Annotated in this window: 21 protein-coding genes; 8 read left to right on the forward strand and 13 right to left on the reverse strand. The window is 64.6% G+C overall.

The window, feature by feature from the left end:
* The first annotated feature begins 181 nt into the window (after nucleotides 1-181).
* From RIU96_RS03500 to RIU96_RS03510, 3 genes are read left to right on the forward strand one after another with little or no spacing between them, the layout of a single operon-like run.
* A complete protein-coding gene (locus RIU96_RS03500; protein ID WP_136648822.1) occupies nucleotides 182-1,015 on the forward strand; it encodes a GDSL-type esterase/lipase family protein in 834 nt (277 codons plus the stop codon).
* A gap of 22 nt (nucleotides 1,016-1,037) precedes the next feature.
* Entirely contained in the window at nucleotides 1,038-2,135 is a 1,098-nt protein-coding gene (locus RIU96_RS03505) for an S-(hydroxymethyl)mycothiol dehydrogenase (RefSeq protein ID WP_136648823.1), read from the forward strand.
* A 1-nt stretch (nucleotide 2,136) separates the two neighbouring features.
* Complete coding sequence (locus RIU96_RS03510; RefSeq protein WP_136648824.1) at nucleotides 2,137-2,763, forward strand: MBL fold metallo-hydrolase; 627 nt, start codon at nucleotides 2,137-2,139, stop codon at nucleotides 2,761-2,763.
* Here RIU96_RS03510 and RIU96_RS03515 read toward each other — a convergent pair.
* The 5 genes from RIU96_RS03515 to rfbA all read right to left on the reverse strand — a co-directional run bounded on the left by RIU96_RS03515 (nucleotide 2,760) and on the right by rfbA (nucleotide 6,994).
* Nucleotides 2,760-3,104 (reverse strand): DUF2304 domain-containing protein, encoded by a 345-nt coding sequence (locus tag RIU96_RS03515; protein ID WP_136648825.1) that lies wholly within the window; start codon nucleotides 3,102-3,104, stop codon nucleotides 2,760-2,762. The two genes, RIU96_RS03510 and RIU96_RS03515, sit on opposite strands and share 4 nt — an antisense overlap.
* Complete coding sequence (locus RIU96_RS03520) at nucleotides 3,101-3,808, reverse strand: polyprenyl-phospho-N-acetylgalactosaminyl synthase PpgS (protein ID WP_136648826.1); 708 nt, start codon at nucleotides 3,806-3,808, stop codon at nucleotides 3,101-3,103. The genes RIU96_RS03515 and RIU96_RS03520 overlap by 4 nt, the downstream gene beginning before the upstream one ends.
* Before the next feature lie 13 nt (nucleotides 3,809-3,821).
* Nucleotides 3,822-4,649 (reverse strand): glycosyltransferase, encoded by an 828-nt coding sequence (locus tag RIU96_RS03525; RefSeq protein WP_136648827.1) that lies wholly within the window; start codon nucleotides 4,647-4,649, stop codon nucleotides 3,822-3,824.
* 20 nt (nucleotides 4,650-4,669) lie between these two features.
* The gene (locus tag RIU96_RS03530) at nucleotides 4,670-5,977 is read right to left on the reverse strand and encodes an HNH endonuclease signature motif containing protein (RefSeq protein WP_186366505.1); all 1,308 of its coding nucleotides are present in this window, start codon (nucleotides 5,975-5,977) and stop codon (nucleotides 4,670-4,672) included.
* Nucleotides 5,978-6,130: 153 nt separating this feature from the next.
* Nucleotides 6,131-6,994, reverse strand: coding sequence for a glucose-1-phosphate thymidylyltransferase RfbA (gene rfbA / locus RIU96_RS03535; protein ID WP_144689064.1), 864 nt, complete (start codon nucleotides 6,992-6,994; stop codon nucleotides 6,131-6,133).
* Nucleotides 6,995-7,058: 64 nt separating this feature from the next.
* On the opposite strand from rfbA, the gene RIU96_RS03540 reads away from it, so the two are divergent.
* A complete protein-coding gene (locus RIU96_RS03540; RefSeq protein ID WP_144689063.1) occupies nucleotides 7,059-7,934 on the forward strand; it encodes an SDR family oxidoreductase in 876 nt (291 codons plus the stop codon).
* Here the strand turns inward: RIU96_RS03540 and RIU96_RS03545 are convergent.
* The 6 genes from RIU96_RS03545 to RIU96_RS03570 form a co-directional block, all read right to left on the reverse strand.
* Nucleotides 7,931-8,482, reverse strand: coding sequence for a carboxymuconolactone decarboxylase family protein (locus RIU96_RS03545; protein WP_259807450.1), 552 nt, complete (start codon nucleotides 8,480-8,482; stop codon nucleotides 7,931-7,933). The genes RIU96_RS03540 and RIU96_RS03545 overlap by 4 nt on opposite strands.
* 144 nt (nucleotides 8,483-8,626) lie before the next feature.
* Nucleotides 8,627-9,949 (reverse strand): sugar nucleotide-binding protein, encoded by a 1,323-nt coding sequence (locus RIU96_RS03550; protein WP_144780034.1) that lies wholly within the window; start codon nucleotides 9,947-9,949, stop codon nucleotides 8,627-8,629.
* A gap of 198 nt (nucleotides 9,950-10,147) precedes the next feature.
* Nucleotides 10,148-11,137 carry a dTDP-glucose 4,6-dehydratase gene (rfbB, locus tag RIU96_RS03555; protein WP_259812471.1) on the reverse strand — a complete coding sequence of 330 codons (990 nt, stop codon included), beginning with the start codon at nucleotides 11,135-11,137 and terminating at the stop codon, nucleotides 10,148-10,150.
* An 11-nt stretch (nucleotides 11,138-11,148) separates the two neighbouring features.
* On the reverse strand, nucleotides 11,149-12,339 hold the full coding sequence (locus RIU96_RS03560) for a hypothetical protein (RefSeq protein WP_181729433.1): 1,191 nt from the start codon (nucleotides 12,337-12,339) through the stop codon (nucleotides 11,149-11,151).
* A complete protein-coding gene (locus tag RIU96_RS03565) occupies nucleotides 12,336-13,598 on the reverse strand; it encodes a M1 family metallopeptidase (protein WP_181729434.1) in 1,263 nt (420 codons plus the stop codon). Before RIU96_RS03565 ends, RIU96_RS03560 begins: the two co-directional genes overlap by 4 nt.
* A 108-nt stretch (nucleotides 13,599-13,706) precedes the next feature.
* A complete protein-coding gene (locus tag RIU96_RS03570; RefSeq protein ID WP_181729435.1) occupies nucleotides 13,707-14,858 on the reverse strand; it encodes an alpha/beta hydrolase in 1,152 nt (383 codons plus the stop codon).
* A 471-nt stretch (nucleotides 14,859-15,329) separates the two neighbouring features.
* Between RIU96_RS03570 and lpdA the strand changes: the two genes are divergently transcribed.
* Nucleotides 15,330-16,742 carry a dihydrolipoyl dehydrogenase gene (gene lpdA / locus RIU96_RS03575; protein ID WP_181729436.1) on the forward strand — a complete coding sequence of 471 codons (1,413 nt, stop codon included), beginning with the start codon at nucleotides 15,330-15,332 and terminating at the stop codon, nucleotides 16,740-16,742.
* A 73-nt stretch (nucleotides 16,743-16,815) separates the two neighbouring features.
* Here lpdA and RIU96_RS03580 read toward each other — a convergent pair whose 3' ends face one another.
* Together RIU96_RS03580 and ramB are read right to left on the reverse strand one after the other, a co-directional pair.
* Nucleotides 16,816-17,274, reverse strand: coding sequence for an SRPBCC domain-containing protein (locus RIU96_RS03580; RefSeq protein ID WP_186309849.1), 459 nt, complete (start codon nucleotides 17,272-17,274; stop codon nucleotides 16,816-16,818).
* Nucleotides 17,275-17,295: 21 nt separating this feature from the next.
* A complete protein-coding gene (gene ramB / locus RIU96_RS03585; protein WP_144689055.1) occupies nucleotides 17,296-18,699 on the reverse strand; it encodes an acetate metabolism transcriptional regulator RamB in 1,404 nt (467 codons plus the stop codon).
* Between the two features lie 356 nt (nucleotides 18,700-19,055).
* On the opposite strand from ramB, the gene RIU96_RS03590 reads away from it, so the two are divergent.
* Genes RIU96_RS03590 through RIU96_RS03600 form a run of 3 tightly spaced genes read left to right on the forward strand, consistent with a single transcriptional unit; the run spans nucleotide 19,056 to nucleotide 22,696 of the window.
* The gene (locus RIU96_RS03590) at nucleotides 19,056-19,829 is read left to right on the forward strand and encodes a succinate dehydrogenase cytochrome b subunit (RefSeq protein WP_136648840.1); all 774 of its coding nucleotides are present in this window, start codon (nucleotides 19,056-19,058) and stop codon (nucleotides 19,827-19,829) included.
* Between the two features lie 24 nt (nucleotides 19,830-19,853).
* The gene (locus tag RIU96_RS03595) at nucleotides 19,854-21,947 is read left to right on the forward strand and encodes a fumarate reductase/succinate dehydrogenase flavoprotein subunit (RefSeq protein ID WP_311205115.1); all 2,094 of its coding nucleotides are present in this window, start codon (nucleotides 19,854-19,856) and stop codon (nucleotides 21,945-21,947) included.
* Nucleotides 21,947-22,696, forward strand: a complete 750-nt coding sequence (locus RIU96_RS03600; RefSeq protein WP_144772736.1) for a succinate dehydrogenase/fumarate reductase iron-sulfur subunit — start codon at nucleotides 21,947-21,949, stop codon at nucleotides 22,694-22,696. Before RIU96_RS03595 ends, RIU96_RS03600 begins: the two co-directional genes overlap by 1 nt.
* Nucleotides 22,697-22,766 lie beyond the last annotated feature (70 nt).

Raw genomic sequence — 22,766 nt, forward strand, 5'->3', positions numbered from 1 at the left:
TATGGGCTTGTCTTTTCCGTCGGTGGTGCCAGTGCGTGTTCACCACCTTATCGTTGATACCGTGCGCGGTATGGACTTTCGCCAGGGTGGGGGTTAACGCTGTAACGCTGACACGGTTGGCGGCGATACTCTAGGATGCAATAGAAATGCCTGTGACGTTGTAGTTGTAGAGGAGTCCTGCATGCTCGCCCGTACCATCCGCCTCCGTGTAGTGGCCGTGTGCGCCACCGCGCTCGCTGCCTTGTCCATGGCGCACGCTCCCGCGAACGCGCAGCAGCGCAACATGGTGATTTTCGGGGACTCGGTCATCTCGGACCCGAACGCTCCGCAGTGGTTGGCCGGCAAGCTCGGGCTCGACCCGCGCGGGTCGTCGGGTGTCGGCACGTGGTGCCCGCAGAGCCCGACGAGCTGGGGGCGGCAGGCGGCGGCGCAGCTCGGGCTGGCGGCGTCCGATTACTCCTGCACGGGTACGGTGACGGTCTCGCCCGGCCCGCAGCTGTACACCCAGGTCGACCGTGCATTGTCCGACGGTGCGCTGAACCCGGGCACGGCCCGGGTGATCATCACGACCGGTTTCAACGACACCTACAACAACGAGGGCCGTCCGGATGCTGACGTGCGCCGCGACTTTGTCAACTACATGATTCCGCAGGTCAGCCGCATCCGTGCCGCCGCGCCGAATGCGCGGATCCAGTTCGTGGGTTACCCGAAGATCACCTCCGGCGACAAGGTGTGCCTGTTCCACATCGCGCCGAACGTGTCGGACTGGACGCCGTTCGCGCAGATCCAGCGCTGGGAGGATCAGGCGCAGTGGATGTCGGTCGATGCTGCCCGGGCGACGGGCACCGAGTTCCTGGATGTGAAGCCCTCGACGTGGAACAACAACATGTGCGCCCCGGACGATCAGCGGATGTGGGCCGGGTTGGTCGATTTCTACGCAGGTCCCGGCAATTTGCCGATCCACGTGAACCAGCGGGGCCACGATCACGTGGCCCGCGTCATCGCTAACTCCTAGTCGCCTCGTTACCATTGGGGGTATGAGCGAAAAAGTACAAGGAGTCATTGCACGCGAAAAAGGTAGCCCCGTCGAGGTGGTCGACATTACCCTTCCGGAGCCGGGGCCGAACGACGTTATCGTCAAGGTGCAGACCACCGGAGTCTGCCACACCGACCTCGCCTACCGCGACGGGGACATCGAGGATGCCTTCCCCTTCCTGCTCGGTCACGAGTCGGCCGGCATCGTTGAAACGATCGGCGAGAACGTCACCCACGTCGAAGTGGGCGATTTCGTGGTGCTGAACTGGCGCGCGGTATGCGGCGAGTGCCGCGCCTGCCGCAAGGGCGACGTGAAGAACTGCTTCAACACCCACAATGCGTCGGCGCGCATGACGCTTGACGACGGCACCGAGCTGACCCCCGCCCTCGGAATCGGCTCGTTCGCCGAGAAGACCCTGGTGCACGAGAAGCAGTGCACGAAGGTCAACCCCGAGGAGGATCCGGCGGCCGCCGGCCTGCTCGGCTGCGGCATCATGGCCGGCCTGGGCGCGGCGGTAAACACCGGCGACATCCAGCTCGGCGAGTCGGTCGCCGTGTTCGGCCTTGGCGGCGTCGGCCTGGCGGCCGTGGCCGGAGCCAAGCTGGCCGGGGCGTCGACAATTATTGCCGTCGACCTTGACCAGCGCAAATGCGATGCGGCCATCGAGCGCTTCGGCGCGACCCACGCGGTGTGCTCCAAGGGCAAGAGCGAGGACGAGGTGATCGACGCCGTGCGCGAACTTACCGACGGCTTCGGCCCGGACGTCACCATCGACGCCGTCGGGATCCAGCCGACCTGGCGCCAGGCGTTCTACTCCCGCGACCTTGCCGGGCGCATGGTCATGGTGGGTGTGCCCAACCAGACCGACCACGTCGACGTGCCCGCTATCGACCTCTACGGCCACGGAGGCTCGATCAAGCCGGCATGGTACGGCGACTGCCTGCCCGAGCGTGACTTCCCCGCGTACGTCGACCTGCACTTGCAGGGAAACTTCCCGCTCGGCGAGTTCGTGTCCGAGCGCATCGGCATCGGTGATGTGGAGAAGGCCTTCGAGAAGATGAAGGCTGGCGACGTGCTGCGAAGCGTGGTGGAGATTTAAGATGGCCTTGAAAATCGACCATGTGCTGACCTCCGGCGTTTTCGCCCTCGACGGCGGTGAGTGGGACGTGGATAACAACGTCTGGATCGTCGGCGATGACACCGAGGTCTACATTATCGACGCCGCGCACGATGCCGAGGCCATCGCGAAGGCGGTCGGCGACCGGAAGGTCAAGGGCATTATTGCCACGCACGGCCACAACGACCACGTGGATGCCGCACCGCTGCTAAGCAAGCTTGTCGACGCTCCCGTCTACCTGCACCCGGGCGACGACATGCTCTGGTTCGATGCGAACCCGACGGAGAAGTTCGTCGAGATGGCGGACGGGGAGGTATTCAAGATCGCGGGAACCGAACTCAAGGTGCTCTCCACCCCGGGACACTCTCCGGGTTCTGTTGTGCTTTACGCCGAGGAAGCAGGCGAGCTGTTCTCCGGAGACACCCTCTTCCAGGGCGGCCCGGGTGCGACGGGGCGGTCGTACTCCTCCTTCGACACGATCATCGAGTCGCTGCAGAAGCGGGTGCTCGACCTGCCTGCGGAGACCGTCGTGCGCACCGGTCACGGCGATCACACCACGATTGGTGAGGAGGCGCCCCACCTCGAGGAGTGGATCAAGCGAGGGTACTAGGGCGTGCTCGGCGAGTCAGGCTGCTCCGCGTTTTGCAGCGCAACGGCGCGGGCGAGCCGGGCGTAGCGCAGCTCCTGCTCGCGGAAGCGGGTCCACGTGGAAATCGTGGTGAAGAAGAACGCGACGATGAGCACGTAGAGCATGAGGTCGGTGCCGCGGTCGACGCCGAGCCAGTTGGCCAGCACTGTGACGTCGTTGGGCCGCAGGATTGCCCAGACGGCGGCCACCATTAGGCCGACGAAGCCGACCTTTACCCACGCCTTGGCATTGGCTTTGCGACGGTTGGTGAAGAAATAGAACGCAAGCGCCAGCGCCGCGATCAACAACAGGATCTGGATCATGTCAACCTCCGGGCGACGATGCCATCGGCGAGGATGTTCACGCCGTTGATGAGTGACTGCCCCTTACTCATGGAGTATTCGGTGTAGAGGATGTCCACGGGCTCCTCAGCGACGCGCCAGCCCATCGTGTCAATCATGGCGACGATCTCGGAGGCGTGGGACATTCCGTTCATGCGGATGTTCATCTCATCCGCGACCTTCTTGGTGAAGGCCCGCAGCCCGTTGTGCGCATCCGACAGGCCCAGGCGACGGGTGCGCGGGGAAAGCATGACGACGGTTTTCAACACCACGCGCTTGATCCAGGGCACCTGGGTGTTGTCCTGCCCGGCGAAACGTGTGCCCACCACGATATCGAGCGGCTCCCGGCGCAGCCGGGAAATCATCCTCACCACGTCCTTGACCTGGTGCTGGCCGTCCGCGTCGAAAGTGACGAAGTACCGCGCTCCCGGTTGGGCACGCGCGTACTCGACACCGGATTGAATCGCAGCGCCCTGTCCCAGGTTCACCGGGTGGTTGACAAGGTGCGCGCCCGCCGCGCGGATGGCTGCGGCGGAGTTGTCCTTGGAACCGTCGTTGACCGCGACGACGTTGGGGAACGTCTCGCGGGCGTGCTCGATCACCTCCTGGATGACTGGCCCCTCGTTGTAACAGGGGATGACCAGCCACGTGTCCGAGTAATCTCGCAAGTCCTGGGTATCGTTCATCTCACGCCACACGTTACCTGCTGTGGTGAAAAAGACGGGTGTACACCCGGGTAAGTACGGCTGTCGGCAGAAGCCGGTACGCGGTTCTGACTGCGAGGTTGAACCGGGCGCGCCACGGCCCGACCAGACCGTATGTCACGAGGCGGGACTGCATCTCGCGCTCTGCCGCGAACATGCCTTTACCCGTGCGGCGGGCGAACTGGGCGGGGCTGACACGGAAGTACGTCAGCGGCTCCGGCAGGTTGTGCAGCTTCTTCCCGGCGGCGATGAGGCGCGCCCAGAGGTCGTAGTCCTCCATGAAGTGCACTCCTTCATAGCCGCCGACCTCCTTGATGGTGGCGGTGCGCAGCATCGTGGAGGGGTTGTTCAACGGGGAGTTGATGCGCGCGTAGGAGGCGATTTCCTCGTGGGTTTCGGGCAGCGAGCGAACCGGCCCCGCGTCGAGGTCCGCTGTTTCGTCCTCGAACTCCCGCACCGCGGTGCCCAGCGCCGCGACGTCGGGGTGGGATTCCATGAAGGCGAGTTGCTTTTCAAAGCGGCTGGGGTGCGCGATGTCGTCGCTGTCCAGGCGGGCGATGTAGTCGAAGGAAATCGCATCTACGCCGGCTTGCGATGCCGGGCCCGACCCGACGTTTTCCGGCAGCTCGATCACGCGGACCTCTGTTCGCTTTTCCGAGTAGTCGCCCACAACGTGGCGCACCTCGTCTGAGACCGGGCCGTCGAGGACTAGGACAACCTCGTCTGCCGGGCGCATTTGGATGAATAGGGAATCCAGGGCATGGCGCAGTTCCGTCGCGCCGGTGCCACGGTAGACGGTCATCAGAGCGGAAATGGTTGGCACAGGGGTTGATCCTAGCGGGGTCAGGCGGCCTGCGGGTCGGGGTAGGGTGGTTCCTCCTCGTCAGGTTCGGGTGGGATCCAGGACAAATCCTCCGGGTCCGGAGTGAACTCGAACTCGAGGCCGAATTCCCGTTCCAGGTCAGCGATCGCCTCGGCACAGGCGTCGTAGTCGCCGTCGATCTCGTATCTGTCGCAGAGTACGTGGCAGGCGGCGTGGAAGCGTGCGACCCGCGCCCGGGCCGCGCGCAGGCCGTCCCGGTTGGTTTTCCACCGTGGCTGGGTGGGGGTGACCTGCGGGCGCAGAATTCCGGTGTCCTCGGCTATCGCCCACGACCCGGTGGAAAACAGCCAGAGAGTCTCCCCGGTAGCGGGGTCGGGGACGTAGAAGGCCCGGCGATCGGTCTTCATGTTGTGGTGGCGCTGGCACAGGCAGTACAGGTTGGGCGGGGTGGTTCTTCCTCCCTCCCCGTAGGGGATGCGGTGGTCGAGCTGGCACCGCTCGGCCGGGACGTGGCAGCCGGGGAAGACGCAGGTTCCGTCGCGGGCCCGGATATACGCCGCCATCTTCGGGGTGGGTACGTAACCGTCGACCCGCGAATCCGCGGTGGCGTCGAGGTCGGTGACGGTGCGCTCGCTGCGGCCGAAAAGTGCGTCGACGCTGTCGGCGAGCCAGCCGTAGCGAGGCATGAACGCCTGGCCGGCGACGGAATACACCTGAATCGTGGCGTGCGCCTCCGGGGCGAGCTGGCCGGTGAGCAGCTTGATGATTGTCTCCGCGAGCCCGAGCTTGTGGGCGCGCGCAGTTGCCCCGACGAACGCGTCGACTCCCGCGATGGTGGCGGTGTCCGCGGTTAGGCTGAGCCCGGCGGTACCGTCCCCGATGGGCATGAATCGCGCGGTGGGCACTTGAGATTTCTCGCGCCTACGGCGCTTGACTGGGTTGAAGTTCACCGAGGAGTCCACCTCGGCGACGAGGTGCCGCAGCACGCGCGTCAGCTTCCACACGCTGGGAAGTGGCCTGCCCCGTGTAGCCGGGGTGAACATCTCGAGCAGCAGTTCGTCGAACAGGGCGAACGTGTCCGCGTCGGTCTCGGGCGGGAGGACGCACAGCGTTCTGTCGATTGCGGCGAGCCGGGGGACGTCGACAAGCTTGTGCAGCTCGTGGAAGGAACGCAGCAGCGGTAGGTCGCGCAGGCGGCTGTAGCCGTCTATGCCGGACGTGATGAATGCCTTGCTGCGGCCGGTGAGCGACATCAGCTCCGCGACCTCGATGTCGTAGTCGTTTCCTAAACTGCCGGCATGGTCTTTGGCGTAGGGGGAGAAAATCATGTGTTCCCCCTCGATTAAGACTTTCGCACCGACACGTCTCATTGTCACCATTGTCAACCCCCTCGTGATAGCTATCATGGTAGCAAACACGTGTTCTAATAGCAAGGGGTTGAAAGTGTTAAATGCGAGATAAAGGAAAAAAGTTTTCGAACGCTAGTCGTGTGCGGCGTCGATAAGATAGCGTCCGTAACCGGACTTGAGCATCCCCCGCCCCAGCTCAACCAACGCCTCGGCGGAGATCAGCCCCTGGCGGTACGCGGCGACCTCGGGCGAGCCGATCACGGTCCCGGTGCGCTTTTGCAGCACCTCGACGTACGCGCTGGCCTCGCTCATCGAATCGATGGTGCCGGTGTCCAGCCAGACGTCGCCACGCTGCAGGCGGTGGACCTGGAGCTTTCCTCGGCGCAGGTACTCCTCGTTGACGGAGGTGATCTCCAGCTCCCCGCGCGAGCTCGGGGTAATGGCGCGGGCGATCTCCACCACGTCGTTGTCGTAGAAGTACAGCCCCACCACGGCGTACGGGGACTTCGGGGCAGCAGGCTTCTCCTCGATCGAGGTCGCCATCCCGCGCTCGTCGAAGCTGACGACGCCGTAGCGCTGCGGGTCGGAGACCTCGTAGGCGAAGATTGCGCCGCCCGAAATCTCGCGGATCCCGCCGAGGATGCTTGAAAGCCCGGCGCCCTCGAAAATATTGTCGCCGAGGACGAGGGCGACGGAATCGTCGCCGATGAATTCCTCGCCGATGATGAACGCCTGGGCCAGCCCCTCGGGCTTCGGTTGCACGGCGTAGTCAATCATGATGCCCCAGTCGGAGCCGTCGCCAAGCAGGCGTCGAAAAGCATCTGCGTCCTCTTGGGTGGTAATCACGAGGACCTCGCGGATGCCGGCGCTGATCAGGGTGCTTAAAGGGTAGTAGATCATCGGCTTGTCGTAGATCGGCATGAGCTGCTTCGAGATGCCCTTGGTAATGGGGTAGAGACGCGTGCCCGAGCCGCCCGCGAGGATGATGCCTTTCATGAATCTCCACATTAGACACCGAGTTTTCCTATGGTGGGTGAAACTACACAGCAAAGGAGCGCCCATGTTCGGTACCCGCCACTACGCCGTCGTCACCGGTGCCGCCTCCGGCATCGGACGCGCCCTCGCCCTCCAGCTGGCCGATCTCGGCTGGCGGCTTGCCATCAGCGATATCAATTCCGCCGGGCTCGAGGCCACCGCGCGCGATTGCGAGGCGCGGGGAGCCGAGCTTATCGACGCCTCCGTGGTCGACGTCGCCGACGCAGATGCCGTCGATTCCTGGGCGAGTGGACTTGCTCAGCAGCACGGACCTGCCCACACCGTCCACCACGTCGGAGGCATCTCCATCTGGGGTAGGGTGGACACGATGCCGCTTGAGAAGTGGCGCACTCTTATCGAGGTCAACCTCATGGGCACCATCCACGTGGCACGCGCCTTCACCCCGGCGATGATGAAGGCCGGCCCGCTGCCCAGGCAGGAGCAACAGGAAATCGGCCCCCGTCGATTGGTCTGCGTCTCCAGCTCCGCGGGCATCCTCGCGCTGCCCTGGCACGCGGCGTACTCGGCATCCAAGGGAGGCGTGCTGGCGATGTGCGAGGTGCTGCGCTTCGACCTCGCCCCCTACGGCATTAGAGTGCACGCCGTCGCGCCGGGCGCGGTGGACACCGGGCTGGTGCGCACCATTGACGTCGACGGGGTGGACATGGACAACCCCCGGGTACGCAAGGCGCGCGAGCTTTTCCAGGGCCACGCCATCTCGCCGGAGAAGTGCGCCGAGATCATCCTTCGCGGCGTGGAGAAGAATAAGCCGCTGATAACCACCGGCGCAGATGTGGCACTGGCGCGCTGGGCGCAGGTCAACGCACCCTGGCTCTACGCAGGAGCCATGCGGGGGATCAACCGCGCGTTTCGCTGGGTGGCGAAGGACGCGATGCTCTAGCGCTTCTCGTCCAGGGGTACCTGGAGGACGTCCATGACGGTTGCCAGGCCGTCGTAGTTGGTCACGAGTAACAGCAGGGCTGTGATCTCTTTGTCGCTGAGGTGGTCGCGCAGGCGCTCCCACACCTCGTCGGTGATCTGGCGGTGCTCGATGAGGTCATTGGTAGCATCCAGGATCACCCCCGTGCGACCGGTGAAGCCGTGCTCGGGCCGCTTGACAGCTTCGATGTCGGAGTCGCTGAGGCCGAAGCGCTTGCCCATCGTGGTGTGGTGCTCGAGTTCGTAGCGGGAATCGCGCAGCGTAGCGACGCGCAAGATGACCAGCTCGGATTGCCTGCGCGGCAAGATACCGAAGGGCATCAAGGAGCCGGAATAGAGCAGCCACGGTAAAAAGTTGCGCCTCGCCCGGCCGACCGCGCCGAACAGGTTCAGTGTCTTCGTCCCTTGTACTTGCGCGCCGATGCGGTTGGCCAGCCGCGCGAGCAGGGCGATGTCTGTGCCGCGGCCGGGACCCGGGCGGGTGGATGAGGTGATGGGCATAGGCTTCATACTTTCCACCATAAAACAATAGGAAAGCTCTCGCCCCAGATGCTGACCAGTACATGCTTGCCAGTCGGGACATCCGTACCTATGGGCCTTTCGTTAATCGACTGACAAGCATGTACTGGTCAGCATTTGGCGGTTCGGGGGGCATCAGCGCGCCGCCAGATAGATCGCCAACGCCGCGCGCCAGTTCCGCGGTGCGAACCCGGTTGCCTTGATCTTGTCCAGGCTTAAGGTGGATTCCTTCGGGCGGGGTGCTTCGGGGCCGTTGAGCTCGGCGTACTGGGCAGTAGTCACGGGGGTGACGTCGGAGGGGTCCGCGCCCACTCCGATGAACACGCTCATCGCGATCTCGTCGCGGCCCACCGCATCGCCGTCGGAGGTGATGTTGTACACGCCATACTCGGCCTTTGTCGCCAGCAGATGCGCGATGCCGTGCGCCAGATCGTCGGCATGCGTGGGCCTGCCTCGCTGGTCGGACACCACGCTGGGGCTCACGCCCTTGTCCGCGAGCCGGGCCATGGTGGCCATGAAGTTCGCGCCCTCACCGAACACCCAGGACGTGCGGATCACGTAGTGGCGCGGCGTGGCCCGGGCGGCGGTTTCGCCCGCGCTTTTCGACGCCCCATAGGCGCTGAGCGGCGATGGCAGCTCGTGCTCAGTGTGTTCTGTATTCAACCCATCGAAGACGTAGTCGCTGGAGACGTGCACCAGGGTCAGGTCGTGCTCGGAGGCGATGCGGGCAAGCCCCGCCACCGCGTCCGCGTTGACCGCCCACGTTGTGCCCCTTTCTGTTTCCGCCCCGTTGACGTCGTTGTAGGCGGCGCAGTTGATGATGGCGTGGTACTCGTTCCAATCCCGCGCAGGAGGGGCGGTGATGTCGAACTCGGCCCGGGTGCAGAATTCCGCCTCGCGCTCCGAGTAGACCTTGCGCAAGGCCCGGCCGAGCTGCCCGTTCGCGCCGGTGACAAGGATTTTCCGCGGCGGTACGGTGCGGGCGTCGGCAAGCGGTGGGTGCTTTTGGTCCGCCTCGGAGAGCTCCGTGGGCTTAAGAGGCCAGTCGATTTCGCCGTAGGAGCAGTAGGCGTAGGTACCGTTCGGGTTGTAGCGGGCGTTGACCAGGTAGGTGTAGGTTGTGGCGTCCTCAAGCGCCTGGAAGCCGTTGGCCACCCCGCGCGGGACGAACACCGCGGTGTCGGGGCCAATCTCGATTCCGAACTTCTCCCCGAAGGTGGCCGAGCCCTCGCGCAGGTCAACCCAGGCGGCAAAGACGCGCCCGGTGGCCACGGAGACCCATTTGTCCCAGGGTTCGGCGTGCATGCCGCGGGTCGCACCAATCCGGGCGTTGAAAGAGATGTTGTTTTGTACCGGGCGCAGACGCTGGCCGGACCAGTTTTCCTTGAACCAGCCGCGGTTGTCCGCGTGGAGGGTGAGCGGGTGGATCTCCAGGCCGTCGATGGGGGTGGGGGTCATGGGAGTCAAGTGTAGGACCAGTAGCGGGCGGGGCCACCGGATTGCTGCCCAAAGTACTCACCGCAGGACCACTCAGCGGCTGCATCAAGGCGGTCGAGGCACCAGACCTCCCGCGATTCGTGCCGCCACCTCGGCCACCACACGGTGCTAACTGTGATCGCGATGCCAATGAGCAAGACAATGAACCCGACAATGGTCCTATTGTCCGTTTTGCGCATACCGCTTCTCGACGTCCCCCTTCATGCCCCGCCACCAGTTCTCGTTTTCGGCGTACCACGCGATGGTGCTCTCCAACCCGGTGCGCAGGTCCGGGGCGTGCCGGGGACGCCACCCGAGCTCGCGGGTGAGTTTGGTGGCGTCCATGGTGTAGCGCTGGTCGTGACCGGGGCGGTCGGCGACGTGCTCGTACGTGCCGCCCATGATCTCGCAGATCATCTCAACGACCTGCTTGTTGGTCACGTGTGTGCCGCCGACGCCGATGTTATAGGTTTTCCCGATCTTTCCCCGCTCCAAGATGGCGAGCACGGCGTCGTTGTGGTCGTCGACGTGGATCCAGTCGCGCACCTGCGCGCCGCTGCCGTAGAGCTTGGCGGGGCGGCCGTCGATAATGTTCGTGATCTGCCGCGGGATGAACTTCTCTATGTGCTGGTACGGCCCGTAGTTGTTCGAGCAGTTCGAGATCGTCGCCTTGATACCGAAGGAGCGCACCCAGGCGCGCACGAGGTGGTCGGAGCCGGCCTTGGTTGCCGAGTACGGGCTCGAGGGGTTGTAGGCGGTGGTTTCGGTGAACTTCTCGTCCCCGCCAAGCGGCAGGTCACCGAACACCTCATCGGTGGAGATGTGGTGGAATCGGGCGTCGTAACGCCGCACCGCCTCAAGCAGAGTGAACGTGCCTACCACGTTGGTGTGGACGAAGGGGGAGGGGTCTGCCAGCGAGTTGTCGTTGTGGGATTCGGCGGCGAAGTGGACCACGGTGTCGCTCTCCGCCACTAAGTCGCCGACAAGCGGGGCGTCGGTCACCGAGCCGTGGACGAATTTCACGTCGAGTCCGTCCAAGTTGGCGCGGTTGCCGGCGTACGTCAGCGCATCGAGGACGGTGATGTGCACCCCGGGGCGTCGCTCACGCAGCAAACGGACGAAGTTGGTGCCGATGAACCCGGCGCCGCCGGTGACCAGAACGCGTTCCATGGGTCAAAACCCTACCGACGTAGACCTATTGCATGCACCGCGGCTCCGGCAAGTGGGCCTGCGTACAGGGCCGCGCACACCGAGGTGACCACCCCGTAGGGCAGGGCGAAAAGCAGCGCGAACGCGACGACGGTCGCGACCACCCAGCCGGCCACGTACACGCCGTGGCGCTCGGTGGAGAGCACGGCCACGCCGGTGATCATGAGCGCGCCCATGAACGCCGAGGCGAAGGTGAGCGCGCCCAGGGTTAACCCCGGGACGAAAAATTCCGGTTCGAAGGCGAAACGGAGAATCACCGGACCGAGCAACCAGGCGGCGGCGAAGCCGACAGCGCCCAAGCCCAGCACGGCGCCGATCGGGGCGACAAGGGCGGCGTGGATGCGCTCGCGCTGCTCCACGAACCGCACCACCAGCGCCGACTGGAAGCGCTGCAGCGGCACGAGCACGGGGGCGCGGGTGAGCAGCACCGCGTTGATGATCGCGGCGACTGCCGTGCCCCCGCCGAAGGGGAACGCTGCGTTGATGGCGACGGGGAAGCCGGTAATCAGCGCCGCCGAGGCCCCGGAGGCCACCATCGCGGAGGACACCCGGCGAGAAAACGCCGCGCGATCTACGTCCAGGGCCACGCGGATACTGTCCCGGGCAGCGCGCGAGCCACCAAGAATAACCAACCAGCTCGCTGCGCCGATTACCGTGATGATTGCGAACGCCCACAGTGACCACCCCATCGCCCACGCAACGACGGCGAGGACGAGGCGCACGCCGGAGTCGAGCGCGACCATCGCGGCGTACTGGTTCCACAGCCCAGCCCCACTCAAGATCCCGGATAGCGCCGCCTGGAACACGTAGCTGACCAGTCCGAAGGCAATAAGTCCGGTGGCGGGGGCAGGTGCCACGGGAACGACCTGGTGCATAAACAGCACGCCGCCGACGGCCGTCGCGACGGCGACCAGCGCGGCAATCAGCGCCCCGACCCGCCACGGGTTAGCGGAACCGCGCGCACCCGATTCCCGGGCGCCGGCGACGGCGCGGGTGGTCTCGTGGGTCAGGCCGTCGATAAGCCCGGTGGCGGCGAAGAACAGCGACCAGAAAGCGGCGAAGTAGCGGTAGTCCGTCTCCGCGGGCAGGACGCGCTGGGCGACCCAGAGCACCGCGAAGCCGCTGATTGCGGCGAAAAGAGTGGCGAAGGAGAGGCTTCTCACGGGCACTCCGGAAGCTCGGGCCGGTTAATCCAGGCGTCGATAACCCCCTCGACATCCGCGCCGGGGGCGTGGGCCTTCAGCGCGTTGACCAGGTCGAAGGGCTCGACGACGCTGTGGGCGTTCTTGGCCACGTAGCTGCGCACGGCGCTGAAAAAGGCGGCGTCGCCGACGAGGCGTCGTAAAGCATGCAGCGTGATCGCGCCGCGCTTGTACACGCGGTCGTCGAACATGTCGCGGGGGCCGGGGTCGGCAAGAGTGAAGCTCTGCCGCGTGAGCCTGCGGTAGTGCTGGCGCACGCTGACATCAACCGGGGTGCCTTGGTGATCCGCCCACAGCCACTCGCAGTAGCAGGCGAAACCCTCGTTGAGCCAGATGTCGCTCCACTGGGCAACACCTAGCGAGTTGCCGAACCACTGGTGCGCCAGCTCGTGGGCGATCAGGCGCTCCTCACCGCGCAGGTGGTTGACCCCGAAAATCGACATTGCGGCTGCCTCGAGGGGGATCTCCAAGTCGTCCTCGGTAACGACCACCTCGTAGCGTTCAAACGGGTAAGGCCCGAAAGTCTCCTCGAAAAAGTCCAGCATCGCCTGCTGCTTTGTAAAATCACCCGGGCCAACGTTGTACGGCAGCCACGCACTCACGTTGCGCCCGAGGTCGACCCGGGAGTACCTGCCAACCTGCACGGATGCCAGGTAGGTGGGCATGGGCCTGGTGGTGGGGTTGGTGATCACCGTGTAATCGCGGTCCGCGCGGACGTTGAAGCAGTAGGTTGCCTTCTCGTCCGGGGTGTCGTCGCAGGGGAACCAAGTGGGCGCGCCGTTGGGCTGGCTGGCAACCAGCGAGCCCTCGGTAAGTTCTTCCCAGCCCAGCAGGCCCCAGGGGGTGCGGCGCGGGCGCGGGTTGCCCCCGTAGCTGATAACCAGCTCGAACTCCTCGTCCACAGCGATCGCCTCGGCGAAGCTGATGCGCAACTTGCCGTGCGACTGCTTGAAGCGCCGCACGCGGATATCCCCGCCCGTGAGACTGCGGGAGGTGACCCGCCGTGCCACCATCGACGGCTGCAGGTCGAGAGTCATGTGGTCGAGTTCGCGCCAGTTGGTCAGCGTCAGCGTCGCAGTGCCTTCGAGGCGGTTCGGGCCGACCTTGTAGGTCAGATCGAGGACGTAGTGGTGGACGTGGAACCCCAGGTTGAACTCCACGCCCGTGTAGGCATCGACGGTGCCGGGAACGGGAGTTGAGCGCAGCCTGTGGTTTGTCATCGTCGCAATAGTGTACCCCCGCCTGTGGGCCAACGAGGACGCCCCACCCCTGGCCACGAGGTCATCCCGTGGGCTGGGGTGGGGCGTCGACTACCGGCTGAGAAAGTCTTACATGCCGAAAGCCGGTGCGATGGTGCTGTACCAGGACTTCTCGATGTCTTCGCGCCAGTACGGCCACGAGTGGGTGCCGACGTTGCGGAACTCGTACGTCGCCGGGATGCCTTCGCTCTCGAGCTTGGCGCGCAAATCGTGCGAGCACTTGTTGATGGCAGCTTCGATCACGCCGCCTTCGACCTGCAGAGTGGTCGCGCCCACGCTCGCGGCTGGTGCAGGTGCGCCCTGGCCGATGAGGTAGCTGACCTGATCCGAGCGGCCGGCCAGGCCGGTCGCCGTGGAGATGTAGAGCGCGGTGCCACGCAGCTTATCGGCGTTGAGCAGCGCGTCGTTGTGGCGGTTGTACTCGCCGCCCATCGGGCCCCACATCTGCTCCGGGGTCACTGTCTTGAAATCGCCGGTACCGGAGGCGCGGTTGATGGTCACGCGGGCGAAGTTGTAGGCGTGCGGGGAGGAGGTTGCGGCGCAGCCGGAGAAGGAGGCGGCGGCGTCGTAGAAACCGGGGTTGTGCGCTGGGAGGACGAGCGCGGAGGTACCGGACATGGAGAATCCGACAATAGCGCGGCGGTTGTCGGCGTTGAGGGTCTTCTCGATCGGGCCCGGAAGCTCCTTGGTCAGGAAGGTCTCCCATTTCTGGGGGCCATTGATGTAGGGCGACTTGACGTTCTCGTCGACCCAGTCGGTGTAGTAGGTAAACGCGCCGGCCTGCGGGATGACCACGTTGACACCCTTGCCCGCGAAGAAGTCCCTGGTGTCGTACATCTTCAGCCAGTCGGCGTTCTGCTCCGCGCCGCCAGCGCCGTTGAGCAGGTAGATCGTCGGAGCGTTGTCCACGCGCCCACCATTGTCATCGGTTGCCGGGATGACGGCGATGGGGATGTCGCGCTTCATCGACGGTGAAAAGACCTTGTAGGCCAGGACACTTTTGTCGTCGACCTGTTTGATCCAGTCCTGGGGCTTTTTGGTGGAAACCACCAGCGGCGGCTCCGCGTTGACATCCCACGGCTTGACCTCGCCGACCGCTGCACCGTCGGCCACATGCTCGGGGGTCACATCTGCGGCGTTGGCGGCGGGGGTCAGCGGTGCTGCACCAAGGGCGAGCGACAACGCTGCGGTGGCGGCGAGAACGGAGCGCTTGAGGTTCATGTGTTTCCTTCGACTTTCCTTGACAAGAAGCTTGCAATAACGAGCACGCTGGTGCGGGCCTACACCGTAGGCATCGCTGTAAACTTAACCGACGTTTCACAACAATTCGACCCCAGTGAGCAACAAATTGCTATTTTGGTCAAAATTGTTACCAAATTGGCTTAGAGTTAGCGCTAAGCTTTCGCGTGGCTCCGGTGGCGCTACCCAGACACCGTCGCTACACCGTGTAACAATGGCCGCCGCAGCTCCGACGTCGATGTCGAAGACCAAAAACCCCCAACACCTACCGAAGGAACACCATGAACCCGCTCGAATTCATTCAGCTCCAGATCAACGAGGTCCTCGGCCAGCTCATCCACGCAGGATCCTCGGCATCATCGAACCTTTCGCTGCAACTGGGCTGGTTCTAAGCCCTACCCCCAACGTGCGCCCGACAGACGCTGACTCAAAAGTCCACGTATTCTGTTGGGCGTGAGTAACGAACATTTTGACGTTGTTGTCCTCGGCGCTGGCCCCGGTGGCTATGTCGCCGCCATCCGAGCTGCCCAACTGGGCAAAAAAGTTGCTGTCGTAGAGAAAAAGTACTGGGGTGGTGTCTGCCTGAACGTGGGCTGCATCCCGTCTAAGTCTCTGATTAAGAACGCCGAAGTGGCCCACATCTTTACCCGTGAGGCCAAGACCTTCGGCATCAAGGGTGACGTGGAGTTCGATTACGCGGACGCACACGAACGCTCCCGCAAGGTCTCCGAGAAGATCGTCGGCGGCGTGCATTACCTGATGAAGAAAAACGAGATCACCGAGATCCACGGCCTCGGCACCTTTAAGGACGCCTCCACCATCGAGATCACCGAGGGCGACGACGCTGGTAAGACCGTCACGTTCGACAACTGCATCATCGCCACGGGTTCCGTGGTGCGCACGTTGCCGGGCATCGAGCTGTCCGACAATGTCGTCTCGTACGAGGAGCAGATCCTCAACCCCGAGGCCCCGCAGAAGATGGTCATCGTGGGTGCCGGCGCGATCGGCATGGAGTTCGCTTACGTCCTGTCCAACTACGGCGTTGAGGTCACTGTCGTCGAGTACATGGACCGCGTCCTGCCCAACGAGGACAAGGACGTGTCCAAGGAGATCGCCCGCGCCTACAAGAAGATGGGCGTGAAGCTGCTCACCGGCCACGCCACGACCGCGGTGCGCGACAACGGTGATTCGGTCGAGGTGGACATCGCAAAGAACGGCTCGGACAAGACCGAGACACTCACCGTTGACCGCGTCATGATCTCCGTCGGTTTTGCCCCGCGCGTCGAGGGCTTCGGGCTGGAGAACACGGGCGTGGAGCTGACCGAGCGCGGCGCGATCGCCGTCGATGACCGCCTGCGCACCAACGTCAAGGGCATTTACGCCATCGGTGACGTCACCGCGAAGCTGCAGCTTGCCCACGTCGCAGAGTCCCAGGGCATCATCGCCGCCGAGACCATCGCGGACGCCGAAACCCTCGAAATCGAGGACTACATGATGACCCCGCGCGCGACCTTCTGCAACCCGCAGGTTGCCTCCATGGGCTACACCGAGGAGCAGGCCCGTAAGAACTGGCCGGATCGCGACATCAAGGTCGCCATGTTCCCGTTCTCCGCCAACGGCAAGGCGATCGGCCTGGCCGAGTCCGCCGGCTTTGCCAAGCTGATCACGGACGGCGAGCACGGTGAGATCCTCGGCTGCCACCTCGTCGGCGCGAACGCCTCCGAGCTCCTGCCGGAGATTACCCTGGCCCAGCGCTTCGATCTGACCGCCGGTGAGATCGCACGCAACATCCACATTCACCCAACGCTCTCGGAGGCCCTCAAGGAGGTCGCCCACGGCGTCGAGGGGCACATGATTAACCTCTAAGTGCCCGCTTGACGACGCCAAAGGGGCCCGCCGAGTAAATCGGCGGGCCCCTTTGTGTCTTGAGACGTCGTAGTTAGCTACCGGACACGGCTGCGGCCAGCGCGTCCAAGCTGGTCTCCAGGAAGTCGTCGTCGAACGACTCAGACATCGACTTAACCTCGCTGCTCTCGATCTCGGAGCGGTCGTAGGTGATCTTCACCCGCGTTGCGTCAGGGCCCTCGGGCTCGAGCTCGTAGAGCCACTTGGCGCCCACCTCGACACCGGCGGTAGTGTTTTCCAGGTTCTGCCACCCCACGACCTTGTTCTCTTGGAGGGCGAAGACCTTGTTGCGGGTCTGGTAATCGCCGTCCTCCTTGGTCATGTTCATGGTGAAGGTGTCGCCCACGGACTGGAAGCGCTCGGCCTGATCGGCGGAGACGACCATTCCGGAGTTGTCCGTTTCAGCGTGGCGCTGCGGGTTGGTCAGCAGGTCGTAGATGTCGGCTGCGGGGGCGTCGATGACTCGGGTTGCGGAATTAGTCGAAGTACTCATAAGCCCCAGTGTACGGATTTATCAGTACGGGGCGATCGAGGTCGTGTGCGGGTCAACTTCAATTCCGTGCTGGATGGAGGGGAAGGCACGCTGCGCGCAGGCCTCGCGTGGGCACACGCGGCACCCCGCTCCGATCGGCGTCGCCTGGGAGACGTCGTCAAGCGCCATGCCCTCGGCGTAGATGGTGCGCTCGGCGTGGCGGGTCTCGCAGCCAAGGCCGATGGCGAAGAGCTTTTCCGTCTCGCGGAAGTGGAAGCGGTGGTGGCGCACGGTGCGCGCCACCCACAGGTAGGTGCGCCCGTCCGGCATCGTCGCGTGCTGGCGCACCGTCTCGCCGGGGCGGGTAAAGGATTCGTAGATCCCCCATAGCGGGCACGTCCCGCCGGAGGTGGAGAAGTGGTAGCCGGTCGCGGATTGGCGCTTGGAGATGTTGCCGGCGCGGTCGACGCGCACGAAGGTAAACGGCACGCCGCGCATGTTCGCGCGCTGCAGCGTCGACAGGCGGCTGGCCACGGTTTCGTAGCCGACGCCGAAGACGTGGCAGAGGTAGTCCACGTCGTAGCCGTTCTTCTCCGACTCGAAATGCATCAGTGAGTACGGCAACAGCGTCGCGGCGGCGAAGTAGGCGGCGATGCCGCGCTTGGCCAGGTTTTTCGAGGTCTCCGAGGTAAACGGCTCGGCGGCGACGTGGGCGTCGATAAACGAACTGGCCTCGAGGAAGCTGAGGGCGGAGGCGAGGCGGAAGGCGCGCTGGCCCGAGGAGAGGATGGGGGAGAGCGAAAGCACGCCTGCGTCGAGGTCGAGGTGGTGCAGAACCCCGGACTCCGACGGGCTCGTGCGCACCTCAACGTCGTGCGTCTCGGTGACGTAGCGGGTCAGCGCGCGCTCGGTGTCGAGGATGCCGAAGCGCTGCACCCCAATGCGCCCGGCCAGCTCCTCGGCCTTGTGGTCGATGTCGTCGAGGTAGTTCTGGCGGGAGTAGAAGAAGTCGCGCACCTCGTCGTGGGGCATTGTCAGCGTTTCCGGGCTGGACACCCGCGAATCCAGAGCCAGCGTGAGCTTGTCGCGGGCGTTGGAGTAGCGGCGGTGCATCTCGACGACGGACCGGGCGATGGAGGGGTGGCGGTAGACGAGCTCGGAGAGCTCTTGGAGTTCGACGTTGGCCGCGCCCAGCTCCTGGTCCGCCACGACGTCCTTGAGCTCGGCGAGGAGCCGGGAGTCGTCGTCACGCGAGAAGAAGGTGGCGTCGACGCCGAAGGCCTCGGTAATGCGCTTGAGCACCGGGACGGTCAGTGGGCGCACGTCGTGCTCGATCTGGTTGACGTAACTTGCGGAGAGCTCGAGAGTCGCAGCCAGGGAGGCCTGGCTGAGGTTTCTCTCCCGGCGCAACTGGCGCAGCCGTGAGCCGACATAAGTCTTGGACATAATCAGTATCTAACCACTGTGCAAAGATTCGTGCGAAGGCCTTGCGAAAAATCTTTACAAACAAAAGTTTGACACCCTTCGGGGTGACTGTTCAGTGGGTCAGCGCATGCGCGGGCCCGGATGTGTTCAAGGTCACAGTGTCGGTGTTAAAGGCGTGCCTGGTGTGGCGGATGAGTCGATCACAAGGGTAGAAAATGCTGCACGCAGGGGTACGAAACCCTTAGGAAACCCCCCGCGACGCACACAGTTTTCGCCGGTAAAACCCGCCGCACCTGTGGGTAGCGTCCACCCCCACAACCGTTAAGTAGGTAAAGGTCGGGCGCATTTCGTAGAGTAATAGCGACACTGGAGGTGCCATGACTGTACAAAACGCAGACCGTGACGCAATTCGACACGGAAAAATTACCGAAGCGCCGCTGCGCGAGCGGCCATCCGTCCCCACGTGGGCTCTGAAGATGATCATGGCCGTAACCGGCTTGCTCTTCGGCCTGTACGTTCTCGGCCACATGGTCGGAAACCTCAAGATCTTCATGCCGCTGCACAGCAACGGCGTAGCCCCGATCGATGAGTACGGCCACTTCCTGCGTACGATGGGCGAGCCCATCCTGCCCTACGGCGCGCTGCTGTGGCTGATCCGCATTGTCCTGCTCGTCGCCCTTGTGCTGCACGTGTGGGGCGCGTTCGCCCTGCGCGGGCGCTCGGCGAAGTCCCGTGGCAAGTTCAAGCGCACGAACCTGATGGGCGGCTGGCAGTCCACCGCCACCCGCTCGATGCTGATCACCGGCGTTATCCTGCTGCTGTTCATCATCTTCCACATTCTCGACCTCACCCTCGGCCAGGTCGTCGCTTCCGACGAGTTCGTCCACGGCGCGGTGCGCAACAACCTGCTGGCCACCTTCGCGCCGGGACGCTGGTGGGTTGTCGCGATCTACGTCATCGCTAACCTCGCCCTGCTTCTCCACCTCACGCACGGCGTGTACCTCGCGGTCTCCGACCTGGGCTGGCTGGGCAAGCGCGGACACGCCGTCATGGTGGTCCTTGCCTACATCCTCCCGGCGCTCGTGGTGATTGGAAACATCGTCATGCCGCTGGCGATCTCATTCGGCTGGATTCCCGGCTTCTCAAGGTAGACGGCTGACAAGGAGAATTACATTATGACAACCGCTCACAACTCGGCGGCAGGCCAGCAGGCCGCTTCGCCCGAAACCTTCCACGCCGCCCAGGGCGACGCCAACACGACGAACCAGGCGGGCGAGTTCCGCCAGCCCGAGTCCACCGTGCCGGGCGTTACCCCGGGCCTGATCCTGGCCAACAACGAGCCGGACAGCACCAAGGTCCGCATGAAGGACATGTGGGAGTGGCAAAAAGACCACATGAACCTGGTCTCCCCGCTCAACCGCCGCAAGTTCACCATCCTCGTCGTCGGTACCGGCCTCTCCGGCGGCGCCGCCGCGGCCGCTCTCGGCGAGCTTGGCTACAAGGTCAAGGCGTTTACCTACCACGACGCACCGCGCCGCGCCCACTCCATCGCAGCGCAGGGCGGCGTGAACTCCGCCCGCGGCAAGAAGGTGGATAACGACGGCGCGTACCGCCACACCAAGGACACCGTCAAGGGCGGCGACTACCGCTGCCGCGAGTCCGACTGCTGGCGCCTCGCCATCGAGTCCGCCCGCGTGATCGACCACATGAACGCCATCGGCGCACCGTTCGCCCGCGAGTACGGCGGCACCCTGGCCACCCGCTCCTTCGGCGGCGTGCAGGTCTCGCGCACCTACTACACCCGCGGCCAAACGGGTCAGCAGCTGCAGCTGTCCACTGCGTCCGCGCTGCAGCGCCAGATCCACCTCGGCAACGTGGAGATCTTCACCCACCACGACCTGATGGACCTGATCGTGTCCGAGGGCGCTGAGGGCCAGGGCAAGGGCACCTGCCGCGGCATCGTCACCCGCAACCTGATCACCGGCGAGATCACCCCCTTCACCGGCCACGCCGTGATCCTGGCGACCGGCGGGTACGGCAACGTCTACCACAAGACGACGCTGGCCAAGAACTCCAACGCCTCGGCCATGATGCGAGCCTACGAGCGCGGCGCCTACCTCGCCTCGCCCTGCTTCGTCCAGTTCCACCCGACTGGCCTGCCGGTCAACGCGAAGTGGCAGGCGAAGACGACTCTGATGTCGGAGTCGCTGCGTAACGACGGCCGCATCTGGACGCCGAAGGAGAAGGGCGACGAGCGCGACCCGAAGGACATTCCGGAGGAGGAGCGCGACTACTTCCTCGAGCGCCGCTACCCGGCGTTCGGCAACCTGGTGCCCCGCGACGTCGCATCCCGCGCGATCTCGCAGCAGCTCAACGCCGGCTACGGCGTCGGCCCGCTGCGTAACTCCGCTTACCTGGACTTCACCGACGCCATCGACCGCCTCGGTGTGGACACCATCCGCGAGCGCTACTCCAACCTCTTCGAGATGTACGAGGACTCCACGGGCGCTGACCCGTACCAGGAGCCGATGCGCATCGCCCCGACGGTGCACTTCACCATGGGCGGGCTGTGGACCGACTTCAACGAGATGACCTCGCTTGACGGCCTGTTCGCTGCCGGCGAGGCATCCTGGACCTACCACGGCGCGAACCGCCTGGGCGCGAACTCGCTGCTTTCCGCGTCCGTCGACGGCTGGTTCACCCTGCCGTTCACGGTGCCGAACTACCTCGCCGACCACCTCGGTGAGGAAGCCCTCGACGTTGACGCGCCCGAGGTCCACGAGGCTGTCGCCCGCACCCAGGACATGATCCAGCGCCTGATGAGCGTCAACGGCTCCGAGCCGCACGGCCCGGAGCACTTCCACGAGCAGCTCGGCGACATCCTCTACGAGCACTGCGGCGTGTCCCGCTCGGTGGAGGGCCTCAAGGCCGGCATCGAGAAGATCCGCCGCCTGCGCGAGGACTTCTGGACCAACATCTCCATCCCGGGCACCCCGAACGACATGAACCAGACGCTCGAGGCCGCGATCCGCCTGGCGGATTACATCAACCTCGGCGAGCTGATGTGCGTCGACGCGCTGGATCGCGACGAGTCCTGCGGTGCCCACTACCGCGACGACCACCTCACCGAAGACGGCGAGGCGCAGCGTGACGACGACAACTGGTGCTTCGTCTCCGCGTGGGAGCCCGCCGGCAAGGATGGCTTCATCCGCCACGCTGAACCGCTCTACTTCGATTCGATCCCTCTGATGGCAAGGAACTACAAGTAATGAAACTGACACTTGAGATCTGGCGTCAGGCCGGACCCGATACTGACGGAAACTTCGAAACCGTCCAGGTCGACGACGCGGTGGAGCAGATGTCCATCCTCGAGCTCCTCGACCACGTGAACAACAACTACGTCGAGGCTGGCAAGGAGCCGTTCACCTTCGCTTCCGACTGCCGCGAAGGCATCTGCGGCACCTGTGGCGTGACCGTCAACGGCCGCCCGCACGGCGCTGGCCAGAAAACCACCGCCTGCCTGCAGCGTCTGTTCAACTACAAGGACGGCGACACGCTGCGCATCGAGCCGTTCCGCTCGGGCGCGTTCCCGGTGATCAAGGACCTGGCCGTGGATCGTTCCGCGCTGGACCGCGTCATGCAGCAGGGTGGCTACATCTCCGTCCAGGCTGGTACCGCCCCGGACGCCGATACCCTGCACGTCAACCACGAGACCGCCGAGCTCGCGCTCGACTACGCGGCCTGTATCGGCTGTGGTGCCTGCGTCGCGGCCTGCCCGAACGGTGCTGCGCACCTGTTCACCGGCGCCAAGCTGAAGCACCTCAAGCTACTTCCGCTGGGCAAGCAGGAGCGCGGCAAGCGCGCCCGCCAGATGGTCGATGAGCTCGAAACCAACTTCGGCCACTGCTCGCTCTACGGGGAGTGCGCGGACGTTTGCCCGGCGGGCATCCCGCTCGACGCCGTCGGCGCGATCAACGCTGAGCGCGCGCGTGCAGCCTTCCGCGGCAAGGACGACTAAGAGTGCCCTATACTGGGCACCAGAAACACTAGTTACTCGAAGCGACTAGCGAGAGACGTCGAAAGGCGTC

It is taken from the genome of Corynebacterium sp. Z-1 (genome assembly GCF_031844665.1).
Taxonomy (GTDB): domain Bacteria; phylum Actinomycetota; class Actinomycetes; order Mycobacteriales; family Mycobacteriaceae; genus Corynebacterium; species Corynebacterium sanguinis.